24 protein-coding genes and 1 tRNA gene are annotated in these 24,276 nt (G+C 63.6%); 13 read left to right on the top strand and 12 right to left on the bottom strand.

The genetic code is table 11. The features are described from left to right. Positions 1–35 precede the first annotated feature (35 nt). From ACSFDB_RS12345 to ACSFDB_RS12330, 4 genes are all read right to left on the bottom strand, one after another. Positions 36–2,399, bottom strand: coding sequence for an amino acid permease (locus ACSFDB_RS12345; RefSeq protein WP_440771290.1), 2,364 nt, complete (start codon positions 2,397–2,399; stop codon positions 36–38). Positions 2,400–2,696: 297 nt separating this feature from the next. Continuing rightward, complete coding sequence (locus ACSFDB_RS12340) at positions 2,697–2,918, bottom strand: hypothetical protein (protein ID WP_440771289.1); 222 nt, start codon at positions 2,916–2,918, stop codon at positions 2,697–2,699. 140 nt (positions 2,919–3,058) lie between these two features. Further along, positions 3,059–4,180 carry a DUF63 family protein gene (locus tag ACSFDB_RS12335; RefSeq protein WP_440771288.1) on the bottom strand — a complete coding sequence of 374 codons (1,122 nt, stop codon included), beginning with the start codon at positions 4,178–4,180 and terminating at the stop codon, positions 3,059–3,061. Between the two features lie 75 nt (positions 4,181–4,255). After that, complete coding sequence (locus ACSFDB_RS12330) at positions 4,256–5,068, bottom strand: inositol monophosphatase family protein (protein WP_440771287.1); 813 nt, start codon at positions 5,066–5,068, stop codon at positions 4,256–4,258. Between the two features lie 173 nt (positions 5,069–5,241). On the opposite strand from ACSFDB_RS12330, the gene ACSFDB_RS12325 reads away from it, so the two are divergent. After that, complete coding sequence (locus tag ACSFDB_RS12325) at positions 5,242–6,597, top strand: MFS transporter (RefSeq protein WP_440771286.1); 1,356 nt, start codon at positions 5,242–5,244, stop codon at positions 6,595–6,597. Between the two features lie 15 nt (positions 6,598–6,612). Here the strand turns inward: ACSFDB_RS12325 and ACSFDB_RS12320 are convergent, their stop codons facing one another. Together ACSFDB_RS12320 and ACSFDB_RS12315 are read right to left on the bottom strand one after the other, a co-directional pair. Continuing rightward, the gene (locus ACSFDB_RS12320; protein WP_440771285.1) at positions 6,613–7,641 is read right to left on the bottom strand and encodes a universal stress protein; all 1,029 of its coding nucleotides are present in this window, start codon (positions 7,639–7,641) and stop codon (positions 6,613–6,615) included. 605 nt (positions 7,642–8,246) lie between these two features. Further along, positions 8,247–8,329: transfer RNA gene (locus ACSFDB_RS12315), tRNA-Leu, on the bottom strand. A 130-nt stretch (positions 8,330–8,459) separates the two neighbouring features. Here ACSFDB_RS12315 and ACSFDB_RS12310 point away from each other — a divergent pair. The 3 genes from ACSFDB_RS12310 to ACSFDB_RS21055 all read left to right on the top strand — a co-directional run bounded on the left by ACSFDB_RS12310 (position 8,460) and on the right by ACSFDB_RS21055 (position 9,882). Then, positions 8,460–8,687, top strand: coding sequence for a DUF5795 family protein (locus tag ACSFDB_RS12310; protein ID WP_440771284.1), 228 nt, complete (start codon positions 8,460–8,462; stop codon positions 8,685–8,687). A gap of 101 nt (positions 8,688–8,788) precedes the next feature. Continuing rightward, complete coding sequence (locus ACSFDB_RS12305) at positions 8,789–9,358, top strand: DUF7437 domain-containing protein (protein WP_440771283.1); 570 nt, start codon at positions 8,789–8,791, stop codon at positions 9,356–9,358. Next, positions 9,355–9,882 (top strand): PIN domain-containing protein, encoded by a 528-nt coding sequence (locus ACSFDB_RS21055; RefSeq protein ID WP_502260891.1) that lies wholly within the window; start codon positions 9,355–9,357, stop codon positions 9,880–9,882. The genes ACSFDB_RS12305 and ACSFDB_RS21055 overlap by 4 nt, the downstream gene beginning before the upstream one ends. 64 nt (positions 9,883–9,946) lie before the next feature. On the opposite strand, the gene ACSFDB_RS12295 is transcribed toward ACSFDB_RS21055, so the two are convergent. Then, a complete protein-coding gene (locus tag ACSFDB_RS12295; RefSeq protein ID WP_440771281.1) occupies positions 9,947–10,822 on the bottom strand; it encodes a UbiA family prenyltransferase in 876 nt (291 codons plus the stop codon). A 421-nt stretch (positions 10,823–11,243) separates the two neighbouring features. Here ACSFDB_RS12295 and sucC point away from each other — a divergent pair, with 421 nt between their 5' ends. From sucC to ACSFDB_RS12275, 4 genes are all read left to right on the top strand, one after another. After that, positions 11,244–12,398, top strand: a complete 1,155-nt coding sequence (gene sucC / locus ACSFDB_RS12290) for an ADP-forming succinate--CoA ligase subunit beta (RefSeq protein ID WP_440771280.1) — start codon at positions 11,244–11,246, stop codon at positions 12,396–12,398. Further along, positions 12,395–13,267: a succinate--CoA ligase subunit alpha gene (gene sucD, locus ACSFDB_RS12285; protein ID WP_440771279.1), complete on the top strand. Its 873-nt coding sequence runs from the start codon at positions 12,395–12,397 to the stop codon at positions 13,265–13,267. Before sucC ends, sucD begins: the two co-directional genes overlap by 4 nt. A 139-nt stretch (positions 13,268–13,406) precedes the next feature. After that, positions 13,407–13,883, top strand: a complete 477-nt coding sequence (locus ACSFDB_RS12280; protein ID WP_440771278.1) for a hypothetical protein — start codon at positions 13,407–13,409, stop codon at positions 13,881–13,883. Between the two features lie 74 nt (positions 13,884–13,957). Further along, positions 13,958–14,107, top strand: a complete 150-nt coding sequence (locus tag ACSFDB_RS12275) for a hypothetical protein (protein WP_440771277.1) — start codon at positions 13,958–13,960, stop codon at positions 14,105–14,107. 88 nt (positions 14,108–14,195) lie between these two features. Here ACSFDB_RS12275 and ACSFDB_RS12270 read toward each other — a convergent pair whose 3' ends face one another. Then, positions 14,196–14,945, bottom strand: a complete 750-nt coding sequence (locus ACSFDB_RS12270) for a prolipoprotein diacylglyceryl transferase (protein WP_440771276.1) — start codon at positions 14,943–14,945, stop codon at positions 14,196–14,198. Between the two features lie 685 nt (positions 14,946–15,630). Between ACSFDB_RS12270 and ACSFDB_RS12265 the strand changes: the two genes are divergently transcribed. From ACSFDB_RS12265 to bioD, 5 genes are all read left to right on the top strand, one after another. Next, on the top strand, positions 15,631–17,133 hold the full coding sequence (locus ACSFDB_RS12265; RefSeq protein WP_440771275.1) for a hypothetical protein: 1,503 nt from the start codon (positions 15,631–15,633) through the stop codon (positions 17,131–17,133). Between the two features lie 239 nt (positions 17,134–17,372). Continuing rightward, entirely contained in the window at positions 17,373–18,479 is a 1,107-nt protein-coding gene (bioB, locus tag ACSFDB_RS12260; protein WP_440771274.1) for a biotin synthase BioB, read from the top strand. A gap of 32 nt (positions 18,480–18,511) precedes the next feature. Further along, positions 18,512–19,576, top strand: a complete 1,065-nt coding sequence (gene bioU / locus ACSFDB_RS12255; protein WP_440771273.1) for a (S)-8-amino-7-oxononanoate synthase BioU — start codon at positions 18,512–18,514, stop codon at positions 19,574–19,576. 226 nt (positions 19,577–19,802) lie between these two features. Then, a complete protein-coding gene (locus tag ACSFDB_RS12250) occupies positions 19,803–21,011 on the top strand; it encodes an aminotransferase class I/II-fold pyridoxal phosphate-dependent enzyme (RefSeq protein ID WP_440771847.1) in 1,209 nt (402 codons plus the stop codon). A 9-nt stretch (positions 21,012–21,020) separates the two neighbouring features. Next, positions 21,021–21,713: a dethiobiotin synthase gene (gene bioD, locus ACSFDB_RS12245; protein WP_440771272.1), complete on the top strand. Its 693-nt coding sequence runs from the start codon at positions 21,021–21,023 to the stop codon at positions 21,711–21,713. Positions 21,714–21,729: 16 nt separating this feature from the next. Here the strand turns inward: bioD and ACSFDB_RS12240 are convergent, their stop codons facing one another. The 4 genes from ACSFDB_RS12240 to ACSFDB_RS12225 form a co-directional block, all read right to left on the bottom strand. Further along, on the bottom strand, positions 21,730–21,930 hold the full coding sequence (locus ACSFDB_RS12240) for a hypothetical protein (protein WP_440771271.1): 201 nt from the start codon (positions 21,928–21,930) through the stop codon (positions 21,730–21,732). Between the two features lie 105 nt (positions 21,931–22,035). Beyond that, positions 22,036–23,565 carry a replication factor C large subunit gene (locus ACSFDB_RS12235; RefSeq protein WP_440771270.1) on the bottom strand — a complete coding sequence of 510 codons (1,530 nt, stop codon included), beginning with the start codon at positions 23,563–23,565 and terminating at the stop codon, positions 22,036–22,038. A 43-nt stretch (positions 23,566–23,608) separates the two neighbouring features. Further along, the gene (locus tag ACSFDB_RS12230) at positions 23,609–23,983 is read right to left on the bottom strand and encodes a PIN domain-containing protein (RefSeq protein WP_440771269.1); all 375 of its coding nucleotides are present in this window, start codon (positions 23,981–23,983) and stop codon (positions 23,609–23,611) included. Next, complete coding sequence (locus ACSFDB_RS12225) at positions 23,984–24,214, bottom strand: AbrB/MazE/SpoVT family DNA-binding domain-containing protein (protein ID WP_440771268.1); 231 nt, start codon at positions 24,212–24,214, stop codon at positions 23,984–23,986. It abuts the gene before it with no gap. Between the last annotated feature and the right edge of the window lie 62 nt (positions 24,215–24,276).

The raw sequence follows: 24,276 nt of genomic DNA, 5'->3' as shown, positions 1-24,276 counted from the left end.
TCACGGACGAATAGGGATAGAAGGAGGGGACGCCGTCAGTCGTCGTCGGAACGACTGCCGAACAGCCGGTCCCAGAGGGACCGTTCCGTCGGACGCTCGGCCAGCAGGACCGAACACTCGACCTCGCTGACGACGCTGTAGGCCAGCGAACCGCCGATGAGCCGTGAGAGCAGTCCGCGCTCGGTCGCGCCGATGATGACCATCGTGTGATCGCGAGCCGCCGTCGCAATCGCACCCTCGACGTCGCCGGTGGTGTCGATGCGGATCGTCGCGTCCTCGAGGCCGCGGTCTGCCGCCCACTCGGTCAGGAACGCTTCCCCGTCGTCCTTCTCGCCCTCGTTGACGACGTTCAACAGCGTGATCTCGGAGCCGAGCTGGTCGCGCATGTAGCGGGCCATCTCGGCGCTGAGGTCGGAGTCCGGGCCGCCGGCGGTCGGCACGAGCACGCGGTCGGTCTCGAGCCCTCGGTCGTTCAGGACGAGGAAGTCACACGGCAGGTTGTGCGTGAGTTCGTCGAGCGGCCGTTCCGCGCGGCCGGCGGTCCACGGTCGACCGGGACCCCAGCCCATGACAACGGTGTCTGCCTTCTCACGGCGGGCCACGTTGAACACCTCCTCGAACGAGCGGTGAGAGACGACCGTTTGAACGTCGACGGGGACATCAAGCGTCTCCGTACTCTCGCGAACCTGATTCATCAGCCGCTGGGACTCCTCGTCGATCCGACGCATATGCTCGGAGCCCTCCTGAAGCGGCGTCTGGTCGGGTACTTCGACGATGTGGACCGCCTTGACCCTGCCGTCGTTAGCCTTCGCGACCACGCTCGCGAGGGAGAGCAGCTGTGACTCCGTTCGGGGGTTCGAAACCGGGACGACGACCGTGTGTCCCTCGTTGGCCGACGGTTTCGCGACGTTCGCGGCCGAAACGGCGGCGTCGGGCATCTCCTCGGACCGCGAGAGGATGTAGTCGCTCAGGATGCCCTCGCGGTCGGTCTTGGTCCGTGCGTACACGAAGTACCAGACGACAGCGAAGACGACGAACACCGCACTGATCGCCGTCGCAATCGGGTCCATGAAGTAGATCAGCGCGAGCGAGAGGACGAAGCCGGCGATCGGCGTGAGCGGGTAGAACGGGACCGTAAAGTCCGGATCGTACTCCGGCGGGTTCGTCTCGCGGAAGACGACCAGCGAGGCATTGATGAGCGCGTAGACGACGAGGTGGAGGACGCTCGCCGCACTCGAGAGGATCGCAACGGTCTCTCCGAGAGCGATGATAAAGACGAGGATCATCCCTCCGGTGACCGCGATCGATCGATACGGCGTCGCGAATCGGGGATGGATCTCGTTGAGTTTCGGGGTGACGATCTTGTCTCGGCCCATCGCGAAGTTGATGCGGGCCGAGGCGAGAATCGAGGCGTTCGCCGACGAGGCGGTCGCGAGCAGCGCCGCGATGGTGATCGAGGTCACCCCGATGCCGAGCAGCGGTATCTCGAAGCCGAAGACCGGGAACTGGTAGTCGAAGACGACCTCTGCGGCGTAGGACATCGGCGCATTCTCGACCGTCTCGAGGAAGAACTCCTCGTGGGGGATCAGTCCCATCAGGAGGCCGACGAGGATCGTGTAGATGACCATCACGATTCCGACGCTGCCGATGATCGCGATCGGGAGGTTTCGACCGGGATTCTTGAGTTCCTCGCCGATCGTCGCGATTTTCGCGTAGCCGAGATAGGAGACGAACACGAGCGCCGCGCCGGGGAGGATTGCCGCCGTCCCCTCGGGCGTGTAGCTGCCGTCGGCGGTGACGGTTCCCCAGTCGAACGAAAAGAAGCCGACGATGGCGAAGATCGTGAGGATACCGAGCAGGATGGTGACGATGGCGGTCTGGATGCCGCCTGTCTCCTTTGCACCGATGTAGTTGACCCCGACGAACACGGTTCCAGCGATCACCGCGCCGATCTGAATGTCGGAGAGGACGAGCGGACCGAGCACGATCGTCGGGAGGAGGGCGAGCTCTCCGATACCGGGGATCGGAACGACGACCCCGTCGAGCAAGTCGGCGAGGTATCCGCCGAAGCCGATGGCGTAGAACGCACTTGCGAAGGCGAGTCCGATCCAGTCTCCCATCCCCGAGATCGAGCCGAACAGCGGCCCGAGCGCCCGATTGATGTAGTAGTACGCCCCACCCGCTTTCGGCATCGCGGTCCCGAGTTCGCTCACCGAGAACGCGTTTATCATGGCGATCATCCCGCCGATGATAAACGAGAGGACGACCGCCGGACCTGCTTCCTGCGCGGCGATACCGGGCAGGACAAAGATACCCGCGCCGATCATCGTCCCGATCCCGATCGCGAGCGCCGAGATCAGGCCGAGGTCCTTGGCCAGTTCTTCGTCGGTTTCACTCATACGTCAGTACCCCTCGTGCGTGGACGAACTGTCGGTGGATGGCCAACATACTGTGTAATTAGGCAACGGAGCCGCTAGAGAGGGTCGACAGTTCGGACGCTTCCGGAGGCAACGCGAACACCCGTTCGATTCCATAGCCTCGTCTGGTCGGACCCTTCCCAAAACATAGTAGTTGGAAGTGCCACCCGCCTCTTAATAGGTTCGTTTGCCGCCTGTTCGCAGCTAACCGCCGGAGAGTCCCGTGACGAGTATCACACGAAAGACGAGTTGCGAATTTCGATATCGACTCCAGACGGCCTACTGATTCCGCTTCCCTCCCCGCACAGACCGCTCGAGAATGCGGGAGATCGCCCAGACGACCCACCCGAAGACGAGCACGGTAAAGACGGCCATTTCGATGCGAACGAACGAGCCGTGCCAGACGGCGAGTACGGCCGCGACGACCGCGATCGAAACGGCGGTGACGGTAAAGACGTCGAAAAACGATACCGGATCTCTAACGCTAGGGAATCGGGGCATGTCACTTGCCCGTTGTACGAGACGAACCCATTTAGGACACCGGCCAACCCGTCCTCCTGGAGATGTGTTTTGTGCCGTGATCGAGTGACGTTCCGACTGGCTCTACTACGAGATCCCGAGACAAGCGCTCGAGTCGACGCTCAGACCCCGAACGTCGCTCGGAGCATGTCGCGGGTGCCGGGCCCGAGGCCGACGGCGACGACGGTGATCATCATCAGGATGGCAAACCGCGGGCTCTCCTCGAAGATCTCCTCGTTGAAGATCCAGATGATGAAGACCGGCGCGGCGAGTTTCAGGAGCGCGAACGGCCAAGCTTCGCCGATGACTTCCGTGACGCCCGCCGGAACGATCGATCCGGTGTAGGTGACGATGGCTTCGTTGACCGGGTGTTTCGGGCTGTAGCCGAGCCCCCAGACGTGCGACCAGTCGAGCATCAACTGGTTCGCGAAGCCGTCGACCGCGTGGGCCCAGATAACGACGATTCCCATCGTTCCGGTCCCCGCATTCAACCCGGGTGCGAAGCGCTGGATGCCCCACCAGACGAGCGCTGTCGAAACGGTCGCCGCCGTGAGGACGATCGCCGGAATCGAGGGGTAGAACGACGCGTATTCTGTCGTCGCGGCGAGATACCCGAGCCAGCCGACGGTTACGGCGAGCACCACCGCACCGACGCCGAACAGCGGGTACTCGTAGCCCGAGACGTGGTCATTTTGCTCGAGCCAGACGGAGCCGACCACGGCAATGAAGGCGATGAGGGCCACTGTGAAGTAGATCAGCGGGCTGATCAGAAAGCCCGACCACGGCAGTTGGATCGCGAGTTCACCCGTCTCGCGGTAGGCCGCGACGTTCGCGTCCTCGACAGTTCGTAGCGCCCCGCCGAACAGCATGAACGGGAACAGCGCGAAAAAACCCGCTCGGTAGCGGTCGATATCGAGACGCCGAATCGCGAACAGGATTCCGATCGCCATCAGGATCAGCGTCGGGATGTAGCCGGCGTAGGAGACGGCGGTGTAGCCCGGCGAGGCGAACGGCCCGTCGTCGGGGCCAGCATCGTTCGCGTTGATCTGTTCGCCGTCGGCCCAGGCGACCTCTCCCCAGCCGTAGGCGTCGGCCACCACCGGCCCCCAGTAGTACTGCCAGATGAAATCGACGTACACCCGCTGGGGGAAGAGGAGGGCAGCGATGGCGATACCGCCAAAGAGGAGGACGACGGTCGCGGCCCAGACTTTCTCGGCCCCGTACCGTTCGATGTACTCGTCCATGGTCGATATCCGTGGGGGCGAGCGCTTACCGTTTCCGATTTCCTGCAGGTTCTGACAGTCGACAGTCGGTGACCGTCACGTCGTCACACCGTCGATCTCGAGCGCCGCAGCGCGGAGTTCGTTGTGAACCGTCCCGTTCGAGGCCACCAGCCCCTGGCTGTCGTGTCGCCAGCGGTTCCCCTCGAGGTCGGTGACGGTCCCCCCAGCCTCGCGAATCAGGTGGACCCCGGCGACGGTATCCCACGAGTTGGCCCGCAGGTTGGTCATCGTCCCCTCGAGCGACCCCGAGGCGACCATCGCGAGCTCGAGCTGGGCGCAGCCGAACCGGCGCATGTCGCCGAATCGCTCGACGATCGCGCGGGTCGCCGCGGCGTACTGGTCGCGCTGGTCGTAGTCCCACCAGAACGTCGGGCAGACGGTCGCCGCCTCGGGATCGCTCACGTCGCTGACCGAGAGCGGGTCGTCGTTTCGAACGGCCCCTTGGGGACCGGACCGGTACGTGTCTGAGAGTGCGGGACAGACGACCGCGGCACCGACCGGCTCGCCGTCGCGGACGGCGGCGACGGCCGTCGCGAACGCCCGGTTCTCGGCGACGTAGTTGTTCGTCCCGTCGATCGGGTCGACGATCCAGGCCGGCCCGTCTTCGGGGACCGCTTTCAGGGCGTCTTCCTCCTCGCCGACGACCGGGTCCGTCGGGAACTCGTCCTCGAGAACCTCGATCACCCGCTGCTGGGCGTCTCGGTCGACCTGCGTGACGACGTCTGTCTTCCCATCTTTGCGCTCGATATCGAGATCGGTCCGAAACGACGCCGCGGCGACGTCAGCGCCGGCGGCGGCCGCGCGGTGTGCGACGCTCGCTCGGCGAGCGTCCTGTTCGCGTTCGCTCATTATCGATCGTCTCTCGGGTGGAGTAAAAAGTGGTCGCGATGCGGCACACCGAGTACCGACGAGCGGGGTCGACGGGTATCGGGTGTCTATCGGAGGAAAATCGTGTCGTAGACTGTCAATCTCATTCACTTTCGTTTCGAAACAGTCTTTTCACAGCTTCCGAAACGTCCGCCGTGAACGAGAATCGCGTGCAGTTCTGGTCGCTCTATCTCACCCGATTCTCGGAAGGATTCGGCTTCATCACGCTCGTTACGCTACTGCCGTACTACATCAACGCGCTCGATCCGTCCGGGACCACGGTCCTCGGACTGACGATCAGCGCGGGGCTCATCGTCGGCCTGTACACCACCGGCTTCACCTTCGCACAGACGGTCGCCATCGTCCCGCTCGCGTGGGCCGGCGACCGGTTCGACAAACGTCTCGTCCTGCTGATCGTTCTCGGGATGGGCATCGGCGCCTACGGCCTGTTTCCGATCGTCGACTCGAGCGCGTCGTTCATCGCGATTCGAGCACTGCAGGGAGTCGCCGTCACCGGGGCCGGGCTGATGACGCTCTCGCTCGTCGGCCAACTCGCGGACGGCGGCGCGCGGGCGAACTACATCGGAAAGGCGAACGCGGCGAACTTCGCTGCGTCGATCGTCGGCAGCCTCAGCGCGGGGACGCTCTACGAGGCGTTCGGCTTCGGCCCCATCTTCGCGATCATCGTCTGCATCATGTTCGTCGCGTGGCTCGGCACGTTTCGGTACCTCGAGGCGGACGAGACTCGCGTCCGCGGCTTTCCGTTCACCGACCTCGCGCTCAACCGGAAGCTCATCACGCTCTCGACGTTCCGGGTCCAGTACGCGTTTTCGGTCACCCTCGTTCGGACCTGGATCCCGATCTACGCCGGCGTCGCAGCCGCACAGGGCGGACTGGCCTACGGCGGGCTCGCCGTTTCGCTCACCGTCGTCGCCGAGAAGTTTACCAACATGTGCTGTCAACCCTTCACGGGACGGCTCTCGGACGGCTACGGCCGAGCGATGTTCGTCTTCGCCGGCGGCGCGGCGTACGGGCTAGTCGCATTGCTCGTGCCCTTCTCCCCGGCGATCGGGTCGGCGCTCGGATTGTCCTCCGAGATCATCGTCGGCGTTCCAGCGATTCTCGCCGGCGCGACGCTTCCCGCATTCCTTCCGCTCGAGTCGATCCCCGCCCAACTCACCCTGTTCGGTGACGTCTCGCCGGCGTTTCTGCCGCTGGTCGCGATCGCCGGCCTGTTGGGCATCGCCGACAGCTTCCGCGAACCCGCGAGCATGGCGTTGTTTGCAGACGAGGGCACCGACGAGGGCGGCGTCGCCTCGAGTTTCGGCATTCGAGAACTCGTCTGGCGGCCGGGCAGCGTCATCGCGCCGTTGCTGGGCGGCTGGCTCATGTACGAAGTGAGCATGGCGTCGGTCTTCTACGTCGGCGGCGCGTTCGCGCTGACCGGCGTCGCGACGTTCCTCGTGATCCTCGTCTGGGCTCACGGCCGGCGGGCGCTGCTCGAGTGGTAAGCCCGGAACGAGACCCTACTCCGTCCGGAGGAACCGATCGTCGTGATCGGGCTCGTCCTCCCGGAGGAAAAACAGCGCGAGCGACCGGGCCGGCGCGTCGGCGAACCGATCCGAGATCGTTCGCAGTTCGTCGTCCCAGCCGATTTCGCCCTCGCGAACTGCCAGCGTCACGATCAGTTCTTCGGGGGTCGTCTCCGTCTCCAGCGACGACTGGAGATCGCGCCACGACGCGACCGAGGCGAACTCGGCGGGGATGTCGATCTCGACGAGATCGAAGAGCGTCCGGTACTGCTGGACGTTCGGCTCGAAGACGGAGACGGAGAGAGTCGCGTCGAGAACGCTAGCCAGCTGTTTCACGTTGTAGATCGCCTCGTAGAACCCCTCGTGGTGGTCGACCTGACGCGGAACCACGACGTGCAATCGGTCTATCGCGGACAACGGATCGTCGAGCCGAACCAGATAGACCGGGAGAGATGACCGAGAGAGGACCCGATCGATCGTTCGGCCGTCCGGCGCGTCGAGGACGGGATGAGTCCCGTCCCAGCCCATCACGAGCAGATCGGCGTCGGTCTCGCTGGCCGTCCGAACGATCGCTTCGGCGACGTCGTCGTTCCGACTCGTCCCGGTCTGCACGGCGGTCGTTCTGTCGTGACCCGCTTCGGCGAGTCGGTCGTGGAACGCAGCAATCCCGTCGGCGTCCGTGGCTGCGTTCGGGTCGCCACGGTCCGTCGGGCGGACGGTAAAGAGGTGGATCGGCTCGTCACCGTACCGGTGTTTGATCGAACACGCGAAATCGAACGATCGGTCGGCGTTCGCCTGATCGGCGGTGACCGGAAGGAGGATCCGAGGATCGATCGCTCTGGCGTCGTCGACGTCCTCGGTGTCGAAGAGAGATAACTGGGGAGACGGCGGGCTGAAGCCCGACTCCCGAGTCTCGTCCGACGGCGTCACCGACCGCCGTCGTTTGATCGCAACACCCCCCAGCGTCAGAAGCGCTCCGACCACGAGCACGCTCGAGACGACGATCAGCGTGATGGTAGTCATCTCACCGTACCCGACGCTGGTGACAGCGGGTCGCAGTATCGGGTCGCTGTACGCCACCGCGGTCCGACGTGTCCGAGACTCGTGAGTCTCTCACTGATCGATAACACCTGTTCGACACTGTTTGCTTGACGGCTATAACTGTACCTATACCCGGCTATTTCTCCTCGAAAAGATGAGTTAGATATTTAGCCCCCGGTGAAAACCACATCCGTCCTTCTAATCAATGCATTTGACCACGTTCAGTCACCGGCGAGACGATTGCGACCGATTAGCGACGGCGTTCCTCGAGGGTGCCGACCGTTCCACAGAAGTTTGCGAGGGCAAGACGCTCCGTCTTGCCGCACTATTGATAGTGCGAGGGGAGGGAATCGAACCCACGAACCACGGGAAGACGATCGCGTTCGCTGTGCTCACGCGCTGCGACTTCCCTGCCTTCGCTCGCTCCGCTCGCGAAGACCCTACGGGAGCGGATCTTGAGTCCGCCGCCGGCGACTGTTTCGATCTTCCACGAAGGCGAGAGCGGTACAGCACCGTCTACTATTGGATGGTGTAGTGTCCAGAAGTTTGCGAGGGCAAGACGCTCCGTCTTGCCGCACTATTGATAGTGCGAGGGGAGGGAATCGAACCCACGAACCCCTACGGGAGCGGATCTTGAGTCCGCCGCCGTTGGCCGCTTGGCTACCCTCGCACGCAGTCTCTGGTTTCGTCCTCACGTGGTTAAATCGTCCGATTCGCGTTCGAGTGGCTGGTCGCTCGAGCCGACCGACCGGCCGATCCGACCTGAAAACGCTTAGGGGGTCGCACCCGAACGATCGAGTGTGAGCGAAAATCGCGTCGTTCAGGGACGGATGGTCACGGGCAAGAAACTCGCGGAACTGATCGAGGACGATTCGGTGATGGAGGCCGAACCGATCGAGGACGCCGACAGGGAGTGTCCCGACTGCGGCGGGGACGTCCTGAAAGTCGGCTACATGCCGTCGGTGACGGAGTTCATCACCGGCTGGAAGTGCCAGGATTGCGACTGGAGCGAGACGGATCGGGACTGACTCTCGAGATCGATTCACGTTCGGTCGTCTGTGGGTGCGTTCTTTGGGACGACATGGATCAAGAGAAGTCTTAATACACTGTCCATGGAACATGTATTGTGATGTCTACGGACGGCCACACTGCTGCTCGTCGCAATCCCGAGGAGACGTTCACTGATCTCCTCACCTACGCTGAGCTGTTAAACACGCCCCGACTTGCCCGGCTCTATAGCTACATCCTCCGAGAGGGACCGGTCGACGTTGAGACGATTAAAGGCGACCTCAAGATGGCTCACTCGACGTCGTATAAGTACATCGGCCAACTTGAGGAGATGGGCATCTTGGCCCGACACGACACGGAGTCCCCCGCGACGGTGACGGTCACGCCGATCCGCCTTGAAATCGAAACTGATCACGGTAACGTGACTGCGACGCCGACGCTCGTCGATGCAATTGGACGCCAGCTCGAAACCGAGGATATTAGGGTGTTCGTCGACCGACAGGGCATCGCCAAACTGGCCGCTGCGTTGCATTACACGCTTCGAGTGATTGACGGAGAACTCACGCAACGAACCGTCGCGAACAAGCTGGACGTCCACCCGGTTGAGGGCATGACCATCGTCACTGCGTTGCGAGATGTCGTCGAGGCTGGGGCGGCAGACGACCCGTATTTACCCGATTTCGAGAGATGAGCGAGGTCGACATTCCGCGAAGCAGTGTCGCGATTATCGACAGTAGCGTTCTGTTCGCTATGGGTGGACCATCGAACGACAAGTATCGGGCGTTCGAACGATTCGTTCGACGGCGGAATATCACAGCGAAGATCCCGCAGGAGGTTGCCGAAGAATTGGGTGAGAGTCCGGACGAATACGCGTATCAACGGGACCGTCTTCGCGCAGCACGAGACGCGGGATGGCTGAAACCGGACCGAATCGATTTTTCGGCGGCTCGTGTGCCGGAGATCGTCGACAAAACGCGAAACCGGATGCATCGGCTCTCCGGTGATGATGTTACGGAAGACGAGATCGAAAAAACGGATACCGTTCTCGCTGGACTGGCCTATCAGTACGTCAGCCGCAATTCCGCGTACGTTATCATATTTGTAAGCGACCGGATCGCTGAACGAGCGATCGAAGACGTCCTCTCGGCGGTCGGCGTCGAAGATCGAACGCGAGTGGTCGATGGCCGGGCGTTTCTCGACGAACTCACGGAGTGATCGCTGTGATCAGACTGCTCGGACTGGTACGCTGGCTGCGAGCGACGCAGCGAGACCGACTGTCTCAGAGCACGCCGAACCACTCGACGAACACGACGACGACCGCGAGAAACACGTGCTCGCCGTCGACGACGAAGCCGTAGTACAGCGGGCCGCGGTCGGGCGTGGCGAACGGAACGTAGCCGGCGACGTAGCCGTTCATCGCGAGCAGTGCGAGGAACTCGAGCGAGAGGCCCGTCCCGAAGACGAGCGCGACGACGACTGCAGCCACGAGAACGTTCGCGACCTGCGAGTAACGCCGCGTCGCGGCCGTTCCGAGTGTGTTGGGAACGGTGGCGATCCCTTCCTCGCGGTCGCCCGGGATGTCCTTGACGTCGAAGATCACCGCCGCGATGGTGATCATCGCGATCACGTAGCCCGCGACGACGAGGATCTCGAGCGTCCAAAGCTGTTCGTAGTAGTAGCCGACGCCGAGCGGAATCAGTCCCCAGGCGAATCCGACGAAGACGTTCTTTACGAGGAAGACCCGCTTGATCCCGCCGACCGAGTAGAGGAGGGCGACGACCAGCGGAAGCAGCAGGTAGATCGCACCCGGCAACCCCTCCAGCACGGCGATTGCGATAGCGATGACGTAACAGCCGACGCCGAGGGCGAGGAGAAGTCGTCCGTAGCGTTTCGTAAACGAGGCGCGGTCCGGTACGTTCGCTTCGTCCTCCTCGAGGTCGGTGAACCGGTTGACCGTGTAGACGAACAGCGTGGCCGCGAAGACGATGAAGAGGGGCAACGCCTCGAGCGGAAGATCCGCGAGGAGGACCGTGGTGACGACGACGCTCATCGTGGCCAGCGAGATGAACAGGTTGCTGTGGACCAACAGCCGGAGTGTCCGCTGGAGCGACGCGACCCACCGCCGTCCGCCGCGGGACGCAGTCGGGGCGGTCACGTCAGTTCGGCCTCCAGCGTGCGGTGGCGGTGACGAACATAGGTTCGAACGGGCGACGTCCGGCCGCCGACCAGTTCGTCTTGAGCCCTGGTCGTGCCCCGGTCGCTCCCTGTACGGTTCAGTTGCGGCCGGTCGGAGACAAACGCTTCGATCGCCGCGATTGGAGTCTTCGCGATCGAGTCGCGAGACGAGGGATGACGGGAGAGGTTGACAATCCCACACTGATAGCGTCGAAAACGGCTCGAGTTCGAACGTGCGAACGTATTTCACCCCACCATAGTTGAAAATACACATAACGTTCGGAGATGAGAGAACGATGCAAACGCAGTGTCACGATGAAGTTGATGGGCGTCGATAGATTCCGGTCGCGAGTGGAAACTAACAGGATTTAAGCAAGGTCGGAACGGCCGTTCGAATGGCTATGAAACTACACGAGTATCAGGCGAAGCAGGTCTTCGCCGACGCTGGGATTCCGACGCCAGCGTCTCAACTCGCCTCCGACGTCGACGGCGCTGTTGCCGCGGCCGAGGAGATCGGGTATCCAGTCGCGATCAAAGCGCAGGTACAGGTCGGCGGCCGCGGGAAGGCCGGCGGGATCAAACTCGTCGACGACGAGGCGGAAGCCCGCGAGGCAGCGGACGAGATTCTGGGGATGGATCTCAAGGGCTACCACGTCGGCAGCGTCCTCGTCGAGGAGGCAGTCGACTTCACCAACGAACTCTACGTGGGGATCACGATGGACCGCGGCGAGGGCAAACCCGTCGCGATGGTCTCGACGAAGGGCGGCGTCGACATCGAGCAGGTCGCCGAGGACGACCCCGACGCCATCGCGCGCGAACACATCGACCCCGCCTTCGGGATGCACCCGTACCAGGCCCGCAAGGCAGTGTACGACGCCGGCGTCGATCAGGCGATCGCCCGCGACGTCTCGAGCGTCCTCACCACGCTCTACCAGCTCTGGGACGACCGCGACGGCGCAGACGCCGAGATCAACCCGCTGATGGTCACCGCGGACGACGAGGTCATCGCGGCCGACGCCGTGATGAACATCGACGAAGACGCGCTCTTCCGCCAGCCCGAGTTGGCGGAAATGGAAGCGGAAGCCGCAAGCACCGGCGACGAACTCGAGCAAAAGGCCGACGAGTACGGCTTCGACTACGTCCGTCTCGATGGTAACGTCGGGATCATCGGCAACGGTGCCGGGCTCGTGATGACCACGCTCGACCTCGTCGACCACTACGGCGGCAAGCCGGCGAACTTCCTGGACGTCGGCGGCGGCGCGAAAGCCGAGCGAATCGCGAACGCGCTCGACATGGTGTTCTCCGACGACAACGTCGACAGCGTCGTCTTCAACATCTTCGGCGGGATCACCCGCGGCGACGAAGTCGCCAAGGGGATCAACGAAGCGCTCGAGCAGTTCGACGAGATTCCGAAGCCCGTCGTCGTCCGTCTCGCGGGGACGAACTGGGAGGAAGGCATGGAGATTCTGAACGAGGACCTCGTGACGGTCGAACAGACCCTCGAGTCCGCGGTACAGCGTGCTGTCGAGTACGCTGGGGAGGTGAACGACCAATGAGTGTACTAGTCGACGACGACACGCGCGTCGTGGTACAGGGCATCACCGGCGGGGAGGGCAAGTTCCACGCCGAACAGATGATGGAGTACGGCACGAACGTCGTTGCCGGCGCAGTCCCCGGCAAAGGCGGTCAGGAGGCCGCCGGCGTCCCCGTCTACGACACGGTCCACGAGGCCGTCGAGGAAGAAGACGCCGACACCTCGGTCATCTTCGTCCCGCCGGCGTTCGCCGGCGACGCCGTCTTCGAGTCGCTCGATTCGGATCTCGACCTCGCGGTCGCGATTACCGAGGGTATCCCGACCCAGGACATGGCTCGAGTCAACAAGCGGCTCTCCGAGACGGACACCCGTCTCATCGGGCCGAACTGCCCCGGTCTCATCACGCCCGGCGAGGCTAAACTCGGCATTCTCCCCGGCAACATCTTCTCGGAGGGGAACGTCGGCCTCGTCTCCCGCTCGGGAACGCTGACCTACCAGGTCGTCGACAGCCTGACCAACCGCGGCATCGGTCAGACGACCGCGATCGGTATCGGCGGCGACCCGATCATCGGCACCGACTTCGTCGACGCCCTCGAACTGTTCGAGGACGACCCCGACACCGACGCCATCGTCATGTGCGGTGAGATCGGTGGCGAGGACGAGGAGGAGGCCGCCGCGTTCATCGACGACTACGTCGATACACCGGTCGCCGGCTTCATCGCCGGCCGAACCGCACCGCCGGGCAAGCGAATGGGCCACGCCGGTGCGATCGTCTCTGGCTCCGGTACCGGCACCGCCGAGAGCAAGATCAACGCGCTCAACGACGCCGGCGTCCCCGTCGGCGACACTCCCGAAGAAGTCGCCGACCATATCGAAGGCTTCCTCGGGTAGCCTCGAGTCGGGACACCCGCAGCTCTCGATTTTTGGCGGTCGAGTCGGTTTCGGTACGAAGATTCAGGTGTGAAACGGGATCTATCGGTTCGTGACGATCGTGCGAACGTTTGTTATGCGTTAGGGATACTAGTCGAGTATGTCCGAAACCGACGACGACGATGCTTCGACAGCCGAAGCCTCCGACGGCGTCGATGCGAACGACGGTCTCGTCCCGGCCACCGTCGAGGACGCCAGCGGGTACGGACTGTCGCTTACGCTGGTCGGCGGCGTGTTGCTCGCGCTGGCGTACTACGGCTATCTGGCAGTAACCGGCCCGCAGACGCTCGGACAGGCAGTTCCCGAACCGTTCTATCTGCTCGTCTTCGCGCTCCTGTTCGTCCTCGAGTTGTTTCAGAGCCGCGAGCGCGGGGCGATGGCGGTGGTTCGAGCGATCGCCCTGGCGCTGTTCTACGGCGGGCTCACCGCGTTCGCGATCGAAGGCGGTCTCTACCTCTGGAACACTCCCGAAGCGGCGCTCGAAGGCTTCGCCGGGGTCACCGTGCTGGCGGTGTCATTGATCGTCGCCGCGCTGGCATACTTCTGTTATCTCACCGTCCTTGAATCGGGTCGCTGACGTCGTCTATAGGCCCTCGTCGGCCAGCCATTGCCCGCACCGTGGTGATGATCGCTCGAGCCGTCGGGTTCGATATGGCCCACATCGAGTGTGCGTCCTGCGGGTTCGAGCACACGATTCCGGAGCGCGAAGACGATCCGGGCGGCGGCACGCGGTGTCCGAACTGCGGCGAAAAACCGTTCTCGGTTCGTCGGGACGGCCTCGAGTGGCATCCCGTGCTGTAGCGAAGTCACGAAAGAAGACGTCCAAGAAGACAACTGAGACGACCGATATCGTCGGCCAGTGACGAGAGTCGGGCTGACAGTCCGACGCTTAGAACAGACCGCCGAGCTTCGAGCGCAGCCAGCCGAGGACGCCGCCGGATCCGTCGTCGTCTTCCACCGTCGCCGGCACGTCGCCCTCGTCTTTGGTGACGAGTGCCGTTTCGTCCGACTCGGAAACATCGGCGGTCTCCTCGGGCGTGTCGTCGTCCTCGAGTTCGAGGTCACCGGCTTCCGGATCGGAGGAGTCGAACTCACTCTCTTCGTCGGTTGCCGGTTCCGTCTCCGCGGCGGAGTCGGCCGTGTCGTCCTCGAAGATAGTGCCGGTCGCTTCTTCGGGTTCGCCGACACCGTCGGACTCGTTTTCAGTCGACTCGCCCTCGGCTTCGGTCTCGGGAGACGCTCCGGACTCCACCCAGAGGAACTCCTTTTCTTTCGTCCGCCCGGTGAGCAACAGATCCGCGAGTTCGTCGTCGTCGACGCGGAGGTCGTCGTCGATCTCGGGCTCCGGATCGGGGTCGTCCGCGCTCGCGATGATGTCCTCGGGACTCTCGTCCGCGAGCACCTCGTCGGCGTCGTTCTCAGCGTTGGCCCGGAGCTGCCCGAAGACGTCCGCAGCCGTCTGATCTTCGACGCCGTCGGCACTGGTATCGTCCCCATCCCCCGCCGTCGACTCAGCTGTCGACTCGTCGTCCGCCCCCTCGAGTGACTCGTCCGCGAACTCCCCGAATAGTTCGTCGGCGCTCGCCCCCACGTCGAACGCGTCGTCGCCCGAGTTCGTATCTGTCGTACTATCTACCATGAACCTCTTCCAAGAATATACATAATAGCACGACTTTAACTTTTGGAATTTTTTCACCAGCAGCGGCCAGAACTGATAGTGTATTAGTGTGTCGGCCGTTTTCGATCGGTCTCGCAACCGTTGGTTGAAAATATCACAGTTTTTTGGCCATCGAAGAACGTTCGTGTGATTTGTCGTCGGCATCGGTTCGAAGCAGTCGTCTACAGGCCGTCCAACGGTGATTACCTGCGATCACCGAGTTGGTTACCGGAACGTGACGATCGTCGTGTTCCGACGAGGGATGTAGCCGCAATCCCACACTTTGAGCGGTCACGACGCCATTACCGCGCCCGCTCCCCGACGGTATCGGTGTTCGGTCCTCGAGTTCGTAATCGTCGACCGGCCGGACGACGAGCCGAAACCGACGGACGGTTCGAACGATGAACAACTGATTACCGGTCGCCGGCGATGCAGTGTGCGGGCATCGGCGTCTCGGCTGTGTACCGATCGACAGCTATCGAACGTCTCAGTCGGCATTTCGTTACCGAGATAGCCGGAAATCCAATTCGAGATTGGATTCGCCCGTTCGGTAGAAATACGCGCAACGACCCAGAACGATCAACTCAGTTTATTGGGGAATCCACCCACTATCTGGTGCAGTCCGACAGTCGCATCGGAGACGATTTTCGGAGGCAGCGAGGAGACCATGAGAGACAACAATCAGCGAACGCACGAGGACCGGGCGTACGACATCGGTCTGTCGCGTCGCACGCTTCTGGCGGGGACGGGCGCAGTCCTCGCCGCCGGTACAGTGGTACCGGCGACAGCGTTCGCACAGGAGGATGGAGCCGCCGAAGCCGGCATCGACGAGGGAATCGAACGCCTCGAGGATGAGGGCATCGAAGTCACGGATGAACAGCGAGAGGCGGCGGTTGATGCGGCGACCGACGCTGCTGATGAGCATCCGGACGCGGACGACGATCAGATCTTCGGAGCCGCGAGCGGGGCGGTGTTCGGAGCGCTCGAAGTGGAACCCGAGGAAGAGCCGGAGACGGATCCGGAGGAGTTCGAGGTTCCGGACGAGGACGACGACGAACTCGAGTTGCTGGCGCTCCAGCAGTCACAGACCCAGCAGGTCGACGCTTCGCAGGTCCAGGCGCTTGTGGGCGGCGGAATGAACGGCGCGCTCGCACAGTACCAGCGCGTCACCGCGACACAGATCCAGCACGCGGCGAGGGGAGCGTGCCGCGGCGCGGCGTATCAGTCGCAGGTCGTGACCGTCGAGCAACTCCAGATCGCCGCACTCGGCGGTGCGGCAGGGTCGCTCACGCAGGCGCAGTCGGTGTCGGTGACGCAGATTCAGGCGGCGGCCTGGGGCGGATCCTCGGGCGCACTCAGCGGAGTAACCCAGCACCAAAGCGTCTCGATCACCCAGTTACAAGCCGCTGCACAGGGTGCCGCGGAAGGCGCTGCTCGCGGAGCGGCCCAGCGACAGGATGTCGGTGCCGACCAGCTGATGGCGGCCGCCTACGGCTGTGCCCAAGGGGCGGCGATACAGACGCAGGTCACGAGCGTGACCCAGATCCAGGCGCTCGCCATCGGCGCGGCGCGCGGTATCGTCGTCACGTTCGTGCAGGTGACGATCATCCAGATTCTACTCGTGGCGAGGCAGGCGGTCGCCGCGATCAGCGTCGTAATCGTCCAGATCTCGCTCGTCAGTATCACGCAGATCCAGCAGTACGCGGCGCAGTCCGCAGCCAACACGATGGAACGAGTCGAATCGGAGGGACTCGAGAGCGAAGACGAAATCGAAGAGGCTGCGTCCGATGAAGCGACGACGACCGCCGAAGAGGAAGGCTACGAAGAGAACGGAGAGGAGGATGGTGACGGCGAAAACGGTGACGCCGAGAACGGTGATGACGACGGCGACGATGAAACTGGCGACGGTGAGAACGGCGATGGAGGCGACGTGGACGGCGATGAAGACGGTGAGAGCGGCAACGGTGAAACAGGTGACGGCGCGAACGGCGAGGGAGAGACTGGTAACGGTGAAAACGGTAACGACGTTGGCAACGGCGAGAACGGCAATGGTAACGGCGACTCGGGCAACGGTGTCGCAAACGGCAACAACGGAGGTAACAGCGACGCCGGCAACGACGCGGCCAACAACGGTGCCGATGGCGGCGATACACCGACGATGAGCTTCTGAAACGCCTCCCGGAACGGAGCCGGAACCGCTCTGGCTCGCGGGCGTTTCGTGACGTGAAACCCACACGAACCGACCCGGATTGCTCGAGTTCGCCGTCAAATGCCCCTGTTTTCGGGTCGTTTCAATCCGGTACACCAGCCGAGAGCGTCGTCTCAGGTCTCGAGTCGGCCCGATACCCGTTCGTCGCAATAACAGGACGTTCCCCAAACATTTTATTCTCGTTAACCGCCATTCGATATGTGGTTTACGAGACGAACAACCAGACGGTCGACGACGCACTCGAGCGCGTGCTAGCCGGCGAGCGACTCGATCGAACCGACGGGCTCGCGCTGCTGGCCCAGCCGGTCGAGGCGCTCGCCGAGGCCGGCGCCGCCGTGCGCGATCACTTCGGCGACGGCACGGTTGACGCGTGCTCGATCGTCAACGCGAAGGCGGGCAACTGCGCCGAGGACTGTGGCTTCTGTGCGCAGTCGGTCCACTTCGACACCGGCATCGATACCTACGGCTTCCTCGGGCCCGAGAAGATCCTCGAGGCGGCCACACGCGCCGAACGCGACGGGGCCCAGCGCTTCGGCATCGTCGTCGCGGAGAAAGGCGTCTCCAAGGAGAACCGGCCCGAAGAGTGGGCGGAGGTCCTCGAGTCCATCCGACTCGTCAGAGACGAGTGTGATCTCGAGGTCGACGCCTCCCTCGGCATTCTCACCGAAGAAGAGGCCGCGATCCTCGCCGACGAAGGGATCAATCACTACAATCACAACATCGAAACCTCGCCGCGGTACTTCCCCGAAATCGTCGGCACGCACAGCTTCGAGGACCGCGTGAAAACGCTCGAGGTCGCCAAGGAGGCCGGCATGGACCTCTGTGCCGGCGTCATCCTCGGGATGGGCGAGACGCCGACCGACCGCGTCGACGCCGCTATCGCGTTGCAAGAGATCGGAATCTCCTCGCTCCCGGTGAACGTGCTCAACCCGGTCGCGGGGACGCCGTTGGCCGAAGAGGGCGTCGAGATCAGTACCGAAGAGATCGTCAAAACGGTTGCAGTGTACAAACTGCTCCACCCCGAGTCCCGCGTTCGGCTGACGGGCGGTCGCGAGGTCAACCTCGACCCAGACGAGCAGCATCTGCCGCTCGAGGCGGGTGCCGACGGCCTGCTCACGGGCGACTATCTGACGACGGAGGGTCAGTCACCCGGCGAGGACCTGGAGATCGTCGAACGCGCGGGTCTCGAGCCCAACATGGAGACCAACGAGTTCGATCCCGAGGCGGTCAAGGCCCGCCACCGCGACTCGGCGGAGTCGTCGACCGAGACGACGGCGAGTACGGGCGGAGAACCGAGCGACGACTAGCGAATCAGCACGACGACATCACACCGATACACATGGACGACATCACGTTTGCAGTACTCGGAACGGGAGGAATCGGCCGACGAGCACTCGAAGTGAGCCAGCACAAGGACCATCTGACGCCCGTCGGAGCCTGTGACCGCCACGGCACCGCGATCGATTTCGATGGGCTGGACGTGGACGAGCTGTTGGCTGCAACCGAGGGCAACATCGATAACGAAGTCGCGACGGACGGCGGAACGGGCGCCACACCAGCAGACGGCGAGGGCGGCGTCAAGCAACACGGCGAGAACAGGGGCGTCGTCGCCTCGAGTCAAGCCCGTCCCAGCGAGGATCCGATTCAGGACGTGATCGACCACGGCGACGAGATCGACGCCGTCTTGCTGGCGCTGCCGAACTACGAACACGACTTCATCCCGCGGGTCGCCGACCGGTTCCTCGAGGGCGGCTACTCGGGCGTCATGATCGACGTGCTCAAACGCTCGCGCGTGATCGACATGTTGGACGAGCGCGGCGACGAGTTCGAAGACGCGGGTATCACGTTCATCTGTGGCGCCGGCGCGACACCCGGCCTGCTCACCGGCGCTGCGGCGCTCGCAGCCCAATCGTTCGTCGAGGTGACGGACGTCGAGATCTGGTGGGGCGTCGGTCTCAAATCCGGCTACGAGGATAATCGGGGCACCGTCCGCGAGGACATTGCCCACCTTCCCGAGTACGACATCGAGACGGCTCGAGACCTCTCGGACGCGGAGATCGAGGACGTTATCGACGACCACGACGGCGTCATCGAGTTCGAGGACATGGAACACGCCGACGACGTGCTCCTCGAGCGCGCGGGCGTCTGCGACGCCGAGGACGTGACCGTCGGCGGCATCCTCGACGTCGAAAGCGACGCGAAACCGACGACGACCACCGTCAGCGTGACGGGAACGACCTTCGACGGCGAGACGGCGACGAACACCTTCCAGCTCGGCGACGAGACGAGTATGGAGGCCAACGTTAACGGGCCGGCACTCGGTTACCTGAAGACCGGCGTTCGGCGTAATCGTGCGGGCGAGTACGGCGTCTTCGGTCCCGCCGAACTGATGCCGGGGTTCTGAGACGGGAGCGACTGCACCGTCTCTCTGGCGTACCGATCCTCAGTTCCAGGCGCCGTATCAATCCACGGTTCCAGGCGCCGTATCAATCCACGGTTCCAGGCGCCGTATCGGTCGAACCTACAGCCCAGCGGGCGTCACAGTAACGAGTACGATCGTAACAACCCACGTGATGCGTGCAACACAGAACCGTGAGAGTCAAACCATGGCACTGACACCGTACACCCGAATGGAAGACCGCGGGTTCGACCTCGAGGATCGACTCGACGTCCTCGAGAAATCCGATCTGAAACGAACGCTCTCCCCCGTCGACCGGGTCGCCGAACGGGGCTACTTCGCACCGCCCTGTGGCGGCGAGCTACCGGTTCTCGATTCGGCCGAAGCGCTGGTGTTCGCCTCGAACAACTATCTGGGGCTGACCGACGATCAGCGCATTCAGGACGCGGCCCGGCAGGCCGCCGCGACCGTCGGCACGGGTGCCGGTGCCAGTCGTCTCGTCACCGGCGACACGATGGTGCATCAGGACTTAGAGCGCGTGCTCGCCGAGACGAAAGGGACCGAACGCGCACTCGCGTTCGCCTCGGGGTACGCCGCGAACGTCGGGACGATCACGGCCCTCGAGCCGGACGTGATCTTCTCCGACGAGTACAACCACGCGAGTATCATCGACGGCTGTCGGCTCACGGACGCCGACTCGATCGTCTACAGCCACTGCGATCCGACGAGCCTGCGGACGAAACTCGAAGAACGAGACAGATCCGCCGGCGACGCGGACGAGTCGTGGCTGATCGTCACCGATTCCGTATTCAGCATGGACGGGACCGTCGCACCGATCGCAGAGCTCTGCAACCTCGCCGAAGAGTTCGGCGCGTGGGTGATGGTCGACGAAGCCCACGCGACGGGGCTCTACGCGAACGGCGGCGGCGTCGTTCAGTCGGAGGGACTCGAGGATCGTGTCCACGTCCAGATGGGGACGCTCTCGAAGGCGCTGGCGAGTCAGGGTGGCTACGTCGCGGGGAGCGACGAGTTGATCGAGTGTCTCTGCAACGACGCTCGCTCGTTCGTCTTCTCGACCGGGCTCGCGCCGCCGGCCGCGGCGGCCGCGAGCGAGGCGCTCCACGTCGCCCGCCACAGCGACGTCCGAGAACGGCTCTGGGAGAACGTCGCCCACCTCCGGGACGGCCTCGAGTCGATGGGCTTCGAAGTGATCGGCGACTCGCAGATCCTCCCCGTCCTCGTCGGCGACCGACGGGATGCGCTCGCGCTGGCCGACGGACTCCGCTCGCGAGAGATCGTCGCACCCGCGATCCGTCCGCCGACGGTGCCGGAGGGAACGAGTCGAATTCGCGTCGCTCCGATGGCGACCCACGAACAGCGCGACATCGTCGCCTGTCTCGAGGCGTTCCGGGCGGCGGGCGAAGACGTCGGGATTCTCTGAGGACCACCGATGAGCGAGACCAGCACCACGATCGCGATCGTCGGCACCGGTACCGGTATCGGAAAAACCGTCGTAACCGCGGGGATCACGCGCTGGCTCCGCGAGAACGGCGCGGATGCGCGGGCGATCAAACCCGCCCAGACCGGCTATCCGCCGGACGACGACGCCGGTTTCGTCGCCGAGGCGTGCGAGGCGGACGAGGCCGCGACCTGTCCGCGCTATCTGGAACCCGCACTCGCGCCGCGCGTGGCCGCAGCGGAAGCTGACGAGGAACTGACGTACGACTCGATTTTGTCGGCATGCGAGGATGCTATCGCGAACACGTCACATCCGATCGTCGAGGGGATCGGCGGCCTTCGAGTGCCGCTCGCCGAAGATCGTGAGGTGATCGATCTCGTCGCCGACCTGGAGGCGACCGCCGTCGTCGTCACACGCTCGGGACTCGGGACGCTCAATCACACCGCGCTCTCGATCGAAGCGCTCGAGCGCCGCGGCATCGACGTCGCCGGTATCGTTTGCAACGAGTACGCCGGTGAGACAGTCGCCGAGCGAACCAACCCCGCCGAACTCGAGCGTATGACCGGCTACGCGGTCGAAACGGTGCCGCCGCTCGAGGGTGAGACGCCGCGAGCACTGGCTACCGGTGTCGAAACCGCACTCTCGTCGAGGTTTCTAGAGCAGTTTCTGGCTGCAGACGGCTGACGGAATCGGATAGCGATTAATCGGCCGACGGCGCTCGCCGCTTTTCGTCGACGGCAGTCAGCTCATCCTCGAGAGCGCTGTTTGGGGCGGTATCGGACAGCTCGACGACCATCGTGACGAGTTCCGACTTCCGGTGCTCGACCTCGAGGTGGACGCGGAGGTCCGTCCGGTCGTCGTACGATTCTGTACAGAGAGGGCAGCATAGTTTCTCAGTCATTCGCCCGATCACCGGTGTCTACTGTCGACGGTCTCCAAAGTAATAGTGTCGATCGTTCTACACGCAGATATTTCAACAGCGGCGGACAGTCCACCGACCGCGCAGTTACATGAAGTCGCTCAGTCCGGACTGGTCGTCGTCCGGTTCGGGATCCTCGACCGCCGAGTCGGGTTCGGGCTCGTCATCGTCGTCTGCCGGCCCCGCGGCGGCGGTCAACGTCTCCTGATTGTCCGCATCGGATTCACCGGACGCGGTGTTACTATCGTCGACCGTCGCGGCGTCGTCCGAGTCGGTATCGGTCGTCTCGTCGTCGCTCGAGTCACCGGTGTCGAAGAACGCGCTGCCGGAGTGTTCGACCGTCTCCTCGGTGAGCAGTTCCTCGGCGTCCTCGACGACCGACTGGACCTTGTTGGTGTCCTTCCCGCTACCGGTGATGAACGACACCTCCGATTCGTCGAGGTCGTAGGTTGCAGCCATCCGAACCGTGAGGTCGCGGTTCGTGCAGTGGTGAGTCATCGCCGAGAGGAACGGGAGGATCTCCCGGCGTGCGGTGGCGACGCTCGTTCCCTCCTGTTCGGCGATACGTTCCGCGATGGCGTCGCGGGTGTTCCGCGTTCCCTTCGTTCGGCCGAGTTTCGACCAGTAACTCGGCGGGCCGTAGCGGGTCCAGCCGCCTTTCGGTTCGCGGCGGGAGGCGGCGACGCCGGCGGTCATGTTGTCCGTCGCGTAGCGCCAGTAGGAGTAGTTCTGGGTGGCGCGAACGCGGCCGAGCCACCGATCCGCGTTCGCGAGGTAGCCGTAGGCGTCGGCCAGCTCCGCCCCCTCGTAATCCTTCGGCATGTTGTCCTCGATCCAGTTCAACATCTCGTCGGGGTTCTCGTCGACGTCGTAGGATGCCCGCAGCGCCTCCTCGGCCGTCGCCTCCTTGATGACCGTATCGAGGAAATCGAAGATGCCCTCGGTTCGGTCGCGCTGGCTCGTGACGACGTCGTCGACGGTCAGCTGGTCGGCTTCTTCGGCGACCGCCTGGAGGTCGTTGACCGCCGATCGCAGGTCGCCGCTCGTCGACTCGGCGATCTTTTCGAGCGCTTCCTCCTCGAACTCGACGCCCTCGCGCCGACAGATGTCTCGCAGGACGGGCACGATGGAGCGCTTCGAGACGTCCCGAAACTCGATCGTCTCGCAGCTATTGCGCAGCGACTGGCTCATGTCGTAGAACTCGTTGGCCACGAGGACGACCGGCTGATTGGCCTCCTTGACGACGCGAGTGACCTCTCGAGAGCCGCCGTAGTCGGCGTTGCCGTGGAAGTTGTCCGCCTCGTCCATGATCACGAGTCGTCGACCAGCGCCGCCCGCCGTGAGCGTCCCGCTCTTGGATGCCTCGCCCGCAACCCGTTCGATGACGTCGGCCCCGCGGCTGTCGCTGGCGTTGAGTTCCATCACGGGCCAGCCCATATCGTTGGCCAGCGCGTGGGCCGCGGAGGTTTTCCCGATGCCCGGACTGCCGTGGACGATCACCGACTTCCGGTGGTCGTCCCACGTCTCCGCCCACTCCTCGAGGCTGTCGCGGGCCTTGTTGTTTCCGCGTACCTCCGACAGCGTGGTCGGGCGGTACTTTTCGGTCCAGTCGCTCATTGTGATGTGGTTGGGGTGAGCCGCGTTTAGTGGTTGCGGAGCGTCACTGTTCGTCGACCGTCTTTAGGTCGAGACGGGACGTAACGCCCTCGTACGTGTCGTCACTCGAGACGATCGTGTCGCCGTGGGATTCGACGAGGTGGAGCGCGTCGAACGGCGTGAAGCCGTGATCTTCGACGTACGTTGCCGCGGCGACGACGGTATCGACGTCACCGCGTACCTCGACGAGGGTGGCGGCGTTCGTGACGACGCGTTCGGTGTCTCGGTCCTCGCGGTAGGCAACCAACAAAAGTTCGATAAGTGTGAGCTGTGACGTCCACAACTCGTCTCGTCGGTCTCGGTATACGGTTTCGGCGGCATCGCCGAGCCAATCGTCGTCCTTGATGAGCGCGAGCAAAAAGTCGGTTTCCGCGTACATTTATCGGCCGGCCTCGTCGAGGGCCGCTTTTCGTGCGTCTTCACGAAGTTCGTCGGCCGACTTGTCGACGTCCGCGAACTCGTCTCTGAGCGCGTCGAGCGGGTCGTCAGCGATTGGAACGAGTTTGATTCCGTCGTGAAGTTGAACGATACGATATCGCTCGCCGTATCGTTCTCGGACTTCCTTCGGGAGCGTGAGACGACCACGGTCGTCTAGCGACGCATCAGACATGGCTTGCTGTACGGTGGGCGAAGATAAAAATTTTCCCCGAGTGAGCCAAGGTACCCATCAGC

The organism is Natronorubrum amylolyticum (assembly GCF_052040145.1).
GTDB lineage: Archaea > Halobacteriota > Halobacteria > Halobacteriales > Natrialbaceae > Natronorubrum.
This window is presented reverse-complemented; position numbering and strand designations above follow the sequence as displayed.

Excerpts from the sequence above, each read along its gene's own strand:
- ACSFDB_RS12345 (WP_440771290.1), bottom strand. The coding sequence starts at position 2,399 with ATGAGTGAAACCGACGAAGAACTGGCCAAGGACCTCGGCCTGATCTCG.
- ACSFDB_RS12340 (WP_440771289.1), bottom strand. The coding sequence starts at position 2,918 with ATGCCCCGATTCCCTAGCGTTAGAGATCCGGTATCGTTTTTCGACGTC.
- ACSFDB_RS12335 (WP_440771288.1), bottom strand. The coding sequence starts at position 4,180 with ATGGACGAGTACATCGAACGGTACGGGGCCGAGAAAGTCTGGGCCGCG.
- ACSFDB_RS12330 (WP_440771287.1), bottom strand. The coding sequence starts at position 5,068 with ATGAGCGAACGCGAACAGGACGCTCGCCGAGCGAGCGTCGCACACCGC.
- ACSFDB_RS12320 (WP_440771285.1), bottom strand. The coding sequence starts at position 7,641 with ATGACTACCATCACGCTGATCGTCGTCTCGAGCGTGCTCGTGGTCGGA.
- ACSFDB_RS12305 (WP_440771283.1), top strand. The coding sequence starts at position 8,789 with ATGTCTACGGACGGCCACACTGCTGCTCGTCGCAATCCCGAGGAGACG.
- ACSFDB_RS21055 (WP_502260891.1), top strand. The coding sequence starts at position 9,355 with ATGAGCGAGGTCGACATTCCGCGAAGCAGTGTCGCGATTATCGACAGT.
- sucC (WP_440771280.1), top strand. The coding sequence starts at position 11,244 with ATGAAACTACACGAGTATCAGGCGAAGCAGGTCTTCGCCGACGCTGGG.
- sucD (WP_440771279.1), top strand. The coding sequence starts at position 12,395 with ATGAGTGTACTAGTCGACGACGACACGCGCGTCGTGGTACAGGGCATC.
- ACSFDB_RS12280 (WP_440771278.1), top strand. The coding sequence starts at position 13,407 with ATGTCCGAAACCGACGACGACGATGCTTCGACAGCCGAAGCCTCCGAC.
- ACSFDB_RS12275 (WP_440771277.1), top strand. The coding sequence starts at position 13,958 with ATGGCCCACATCGAGTGTGCGTCCTGCGGGTTCGAGCACACGATTCCG.
- ACSFDB_RS12270 (WP_440771276.1), bottom strand. The coding sequence starts at position 14,945 with ATGGTAGATAGTACGACAGATACGAACTCGGGCGACGACGCGTTCGAC.
- ACSFDB_RS12265 (WP_440771275.1), top strand. The coding sequence starts at position 15,631 with ATGAGAGACAACAATCAGCGAACGCACGAGGACCGGGCGTACGACATC.
- bioU (WP_440771273.1), top strand. The coding sequence starts at position 18,512 with ATGGACGACATCACGTTTGCAGTACTCGGAACGGGAGGAATCGGCCGA.
- ACSFDB_RS12250 (WP_440771847.1), top strand. The coding sequence starts at position 19,803 with ATGGAAGACCGCGGGTTCGACCTCGAGGATCGACTCGACGTCCTCGAG.
- bioD (WP_440771272.1), top strand. The coding sequence starts at position 21,021 with ATGAGCGAGACCAGCACCACGATCGCGATCGTCGGCACCGGTACCGGT.
- ACSFDB_RS12240 (WP_440771271.1), bottom strand. The coding sequence starts at position 21,930 with ATGACTGAGAAACTATGCTGCCCTCTCTGTACAGAATCGTACGACGAC.
- ACSFDB_RS12235 (WP_440771270.1), bottom strand. The coding sequence starts at position 23,565 with ATGAGCGACTGGACCGAAAAGTACCGCCCGACCACGCTGTCGGAGGTA.
- ACSFDB_RS12230 (WP_440771269.1), bottom strand. The coding sequence starts at position 23,983 with ATGTACGCGGAAACCGACTTTTTGCTCGCGCTCATCAAGGACGACGAT.
- ACSFDB_RS12225 (WP_440771268.1), bottom strand. The coding sequence starts at position 24,214 with ATGTCTGATGCGTCGCTAGACGACCGTGGTCGTCTCACGCTCCCGAAG.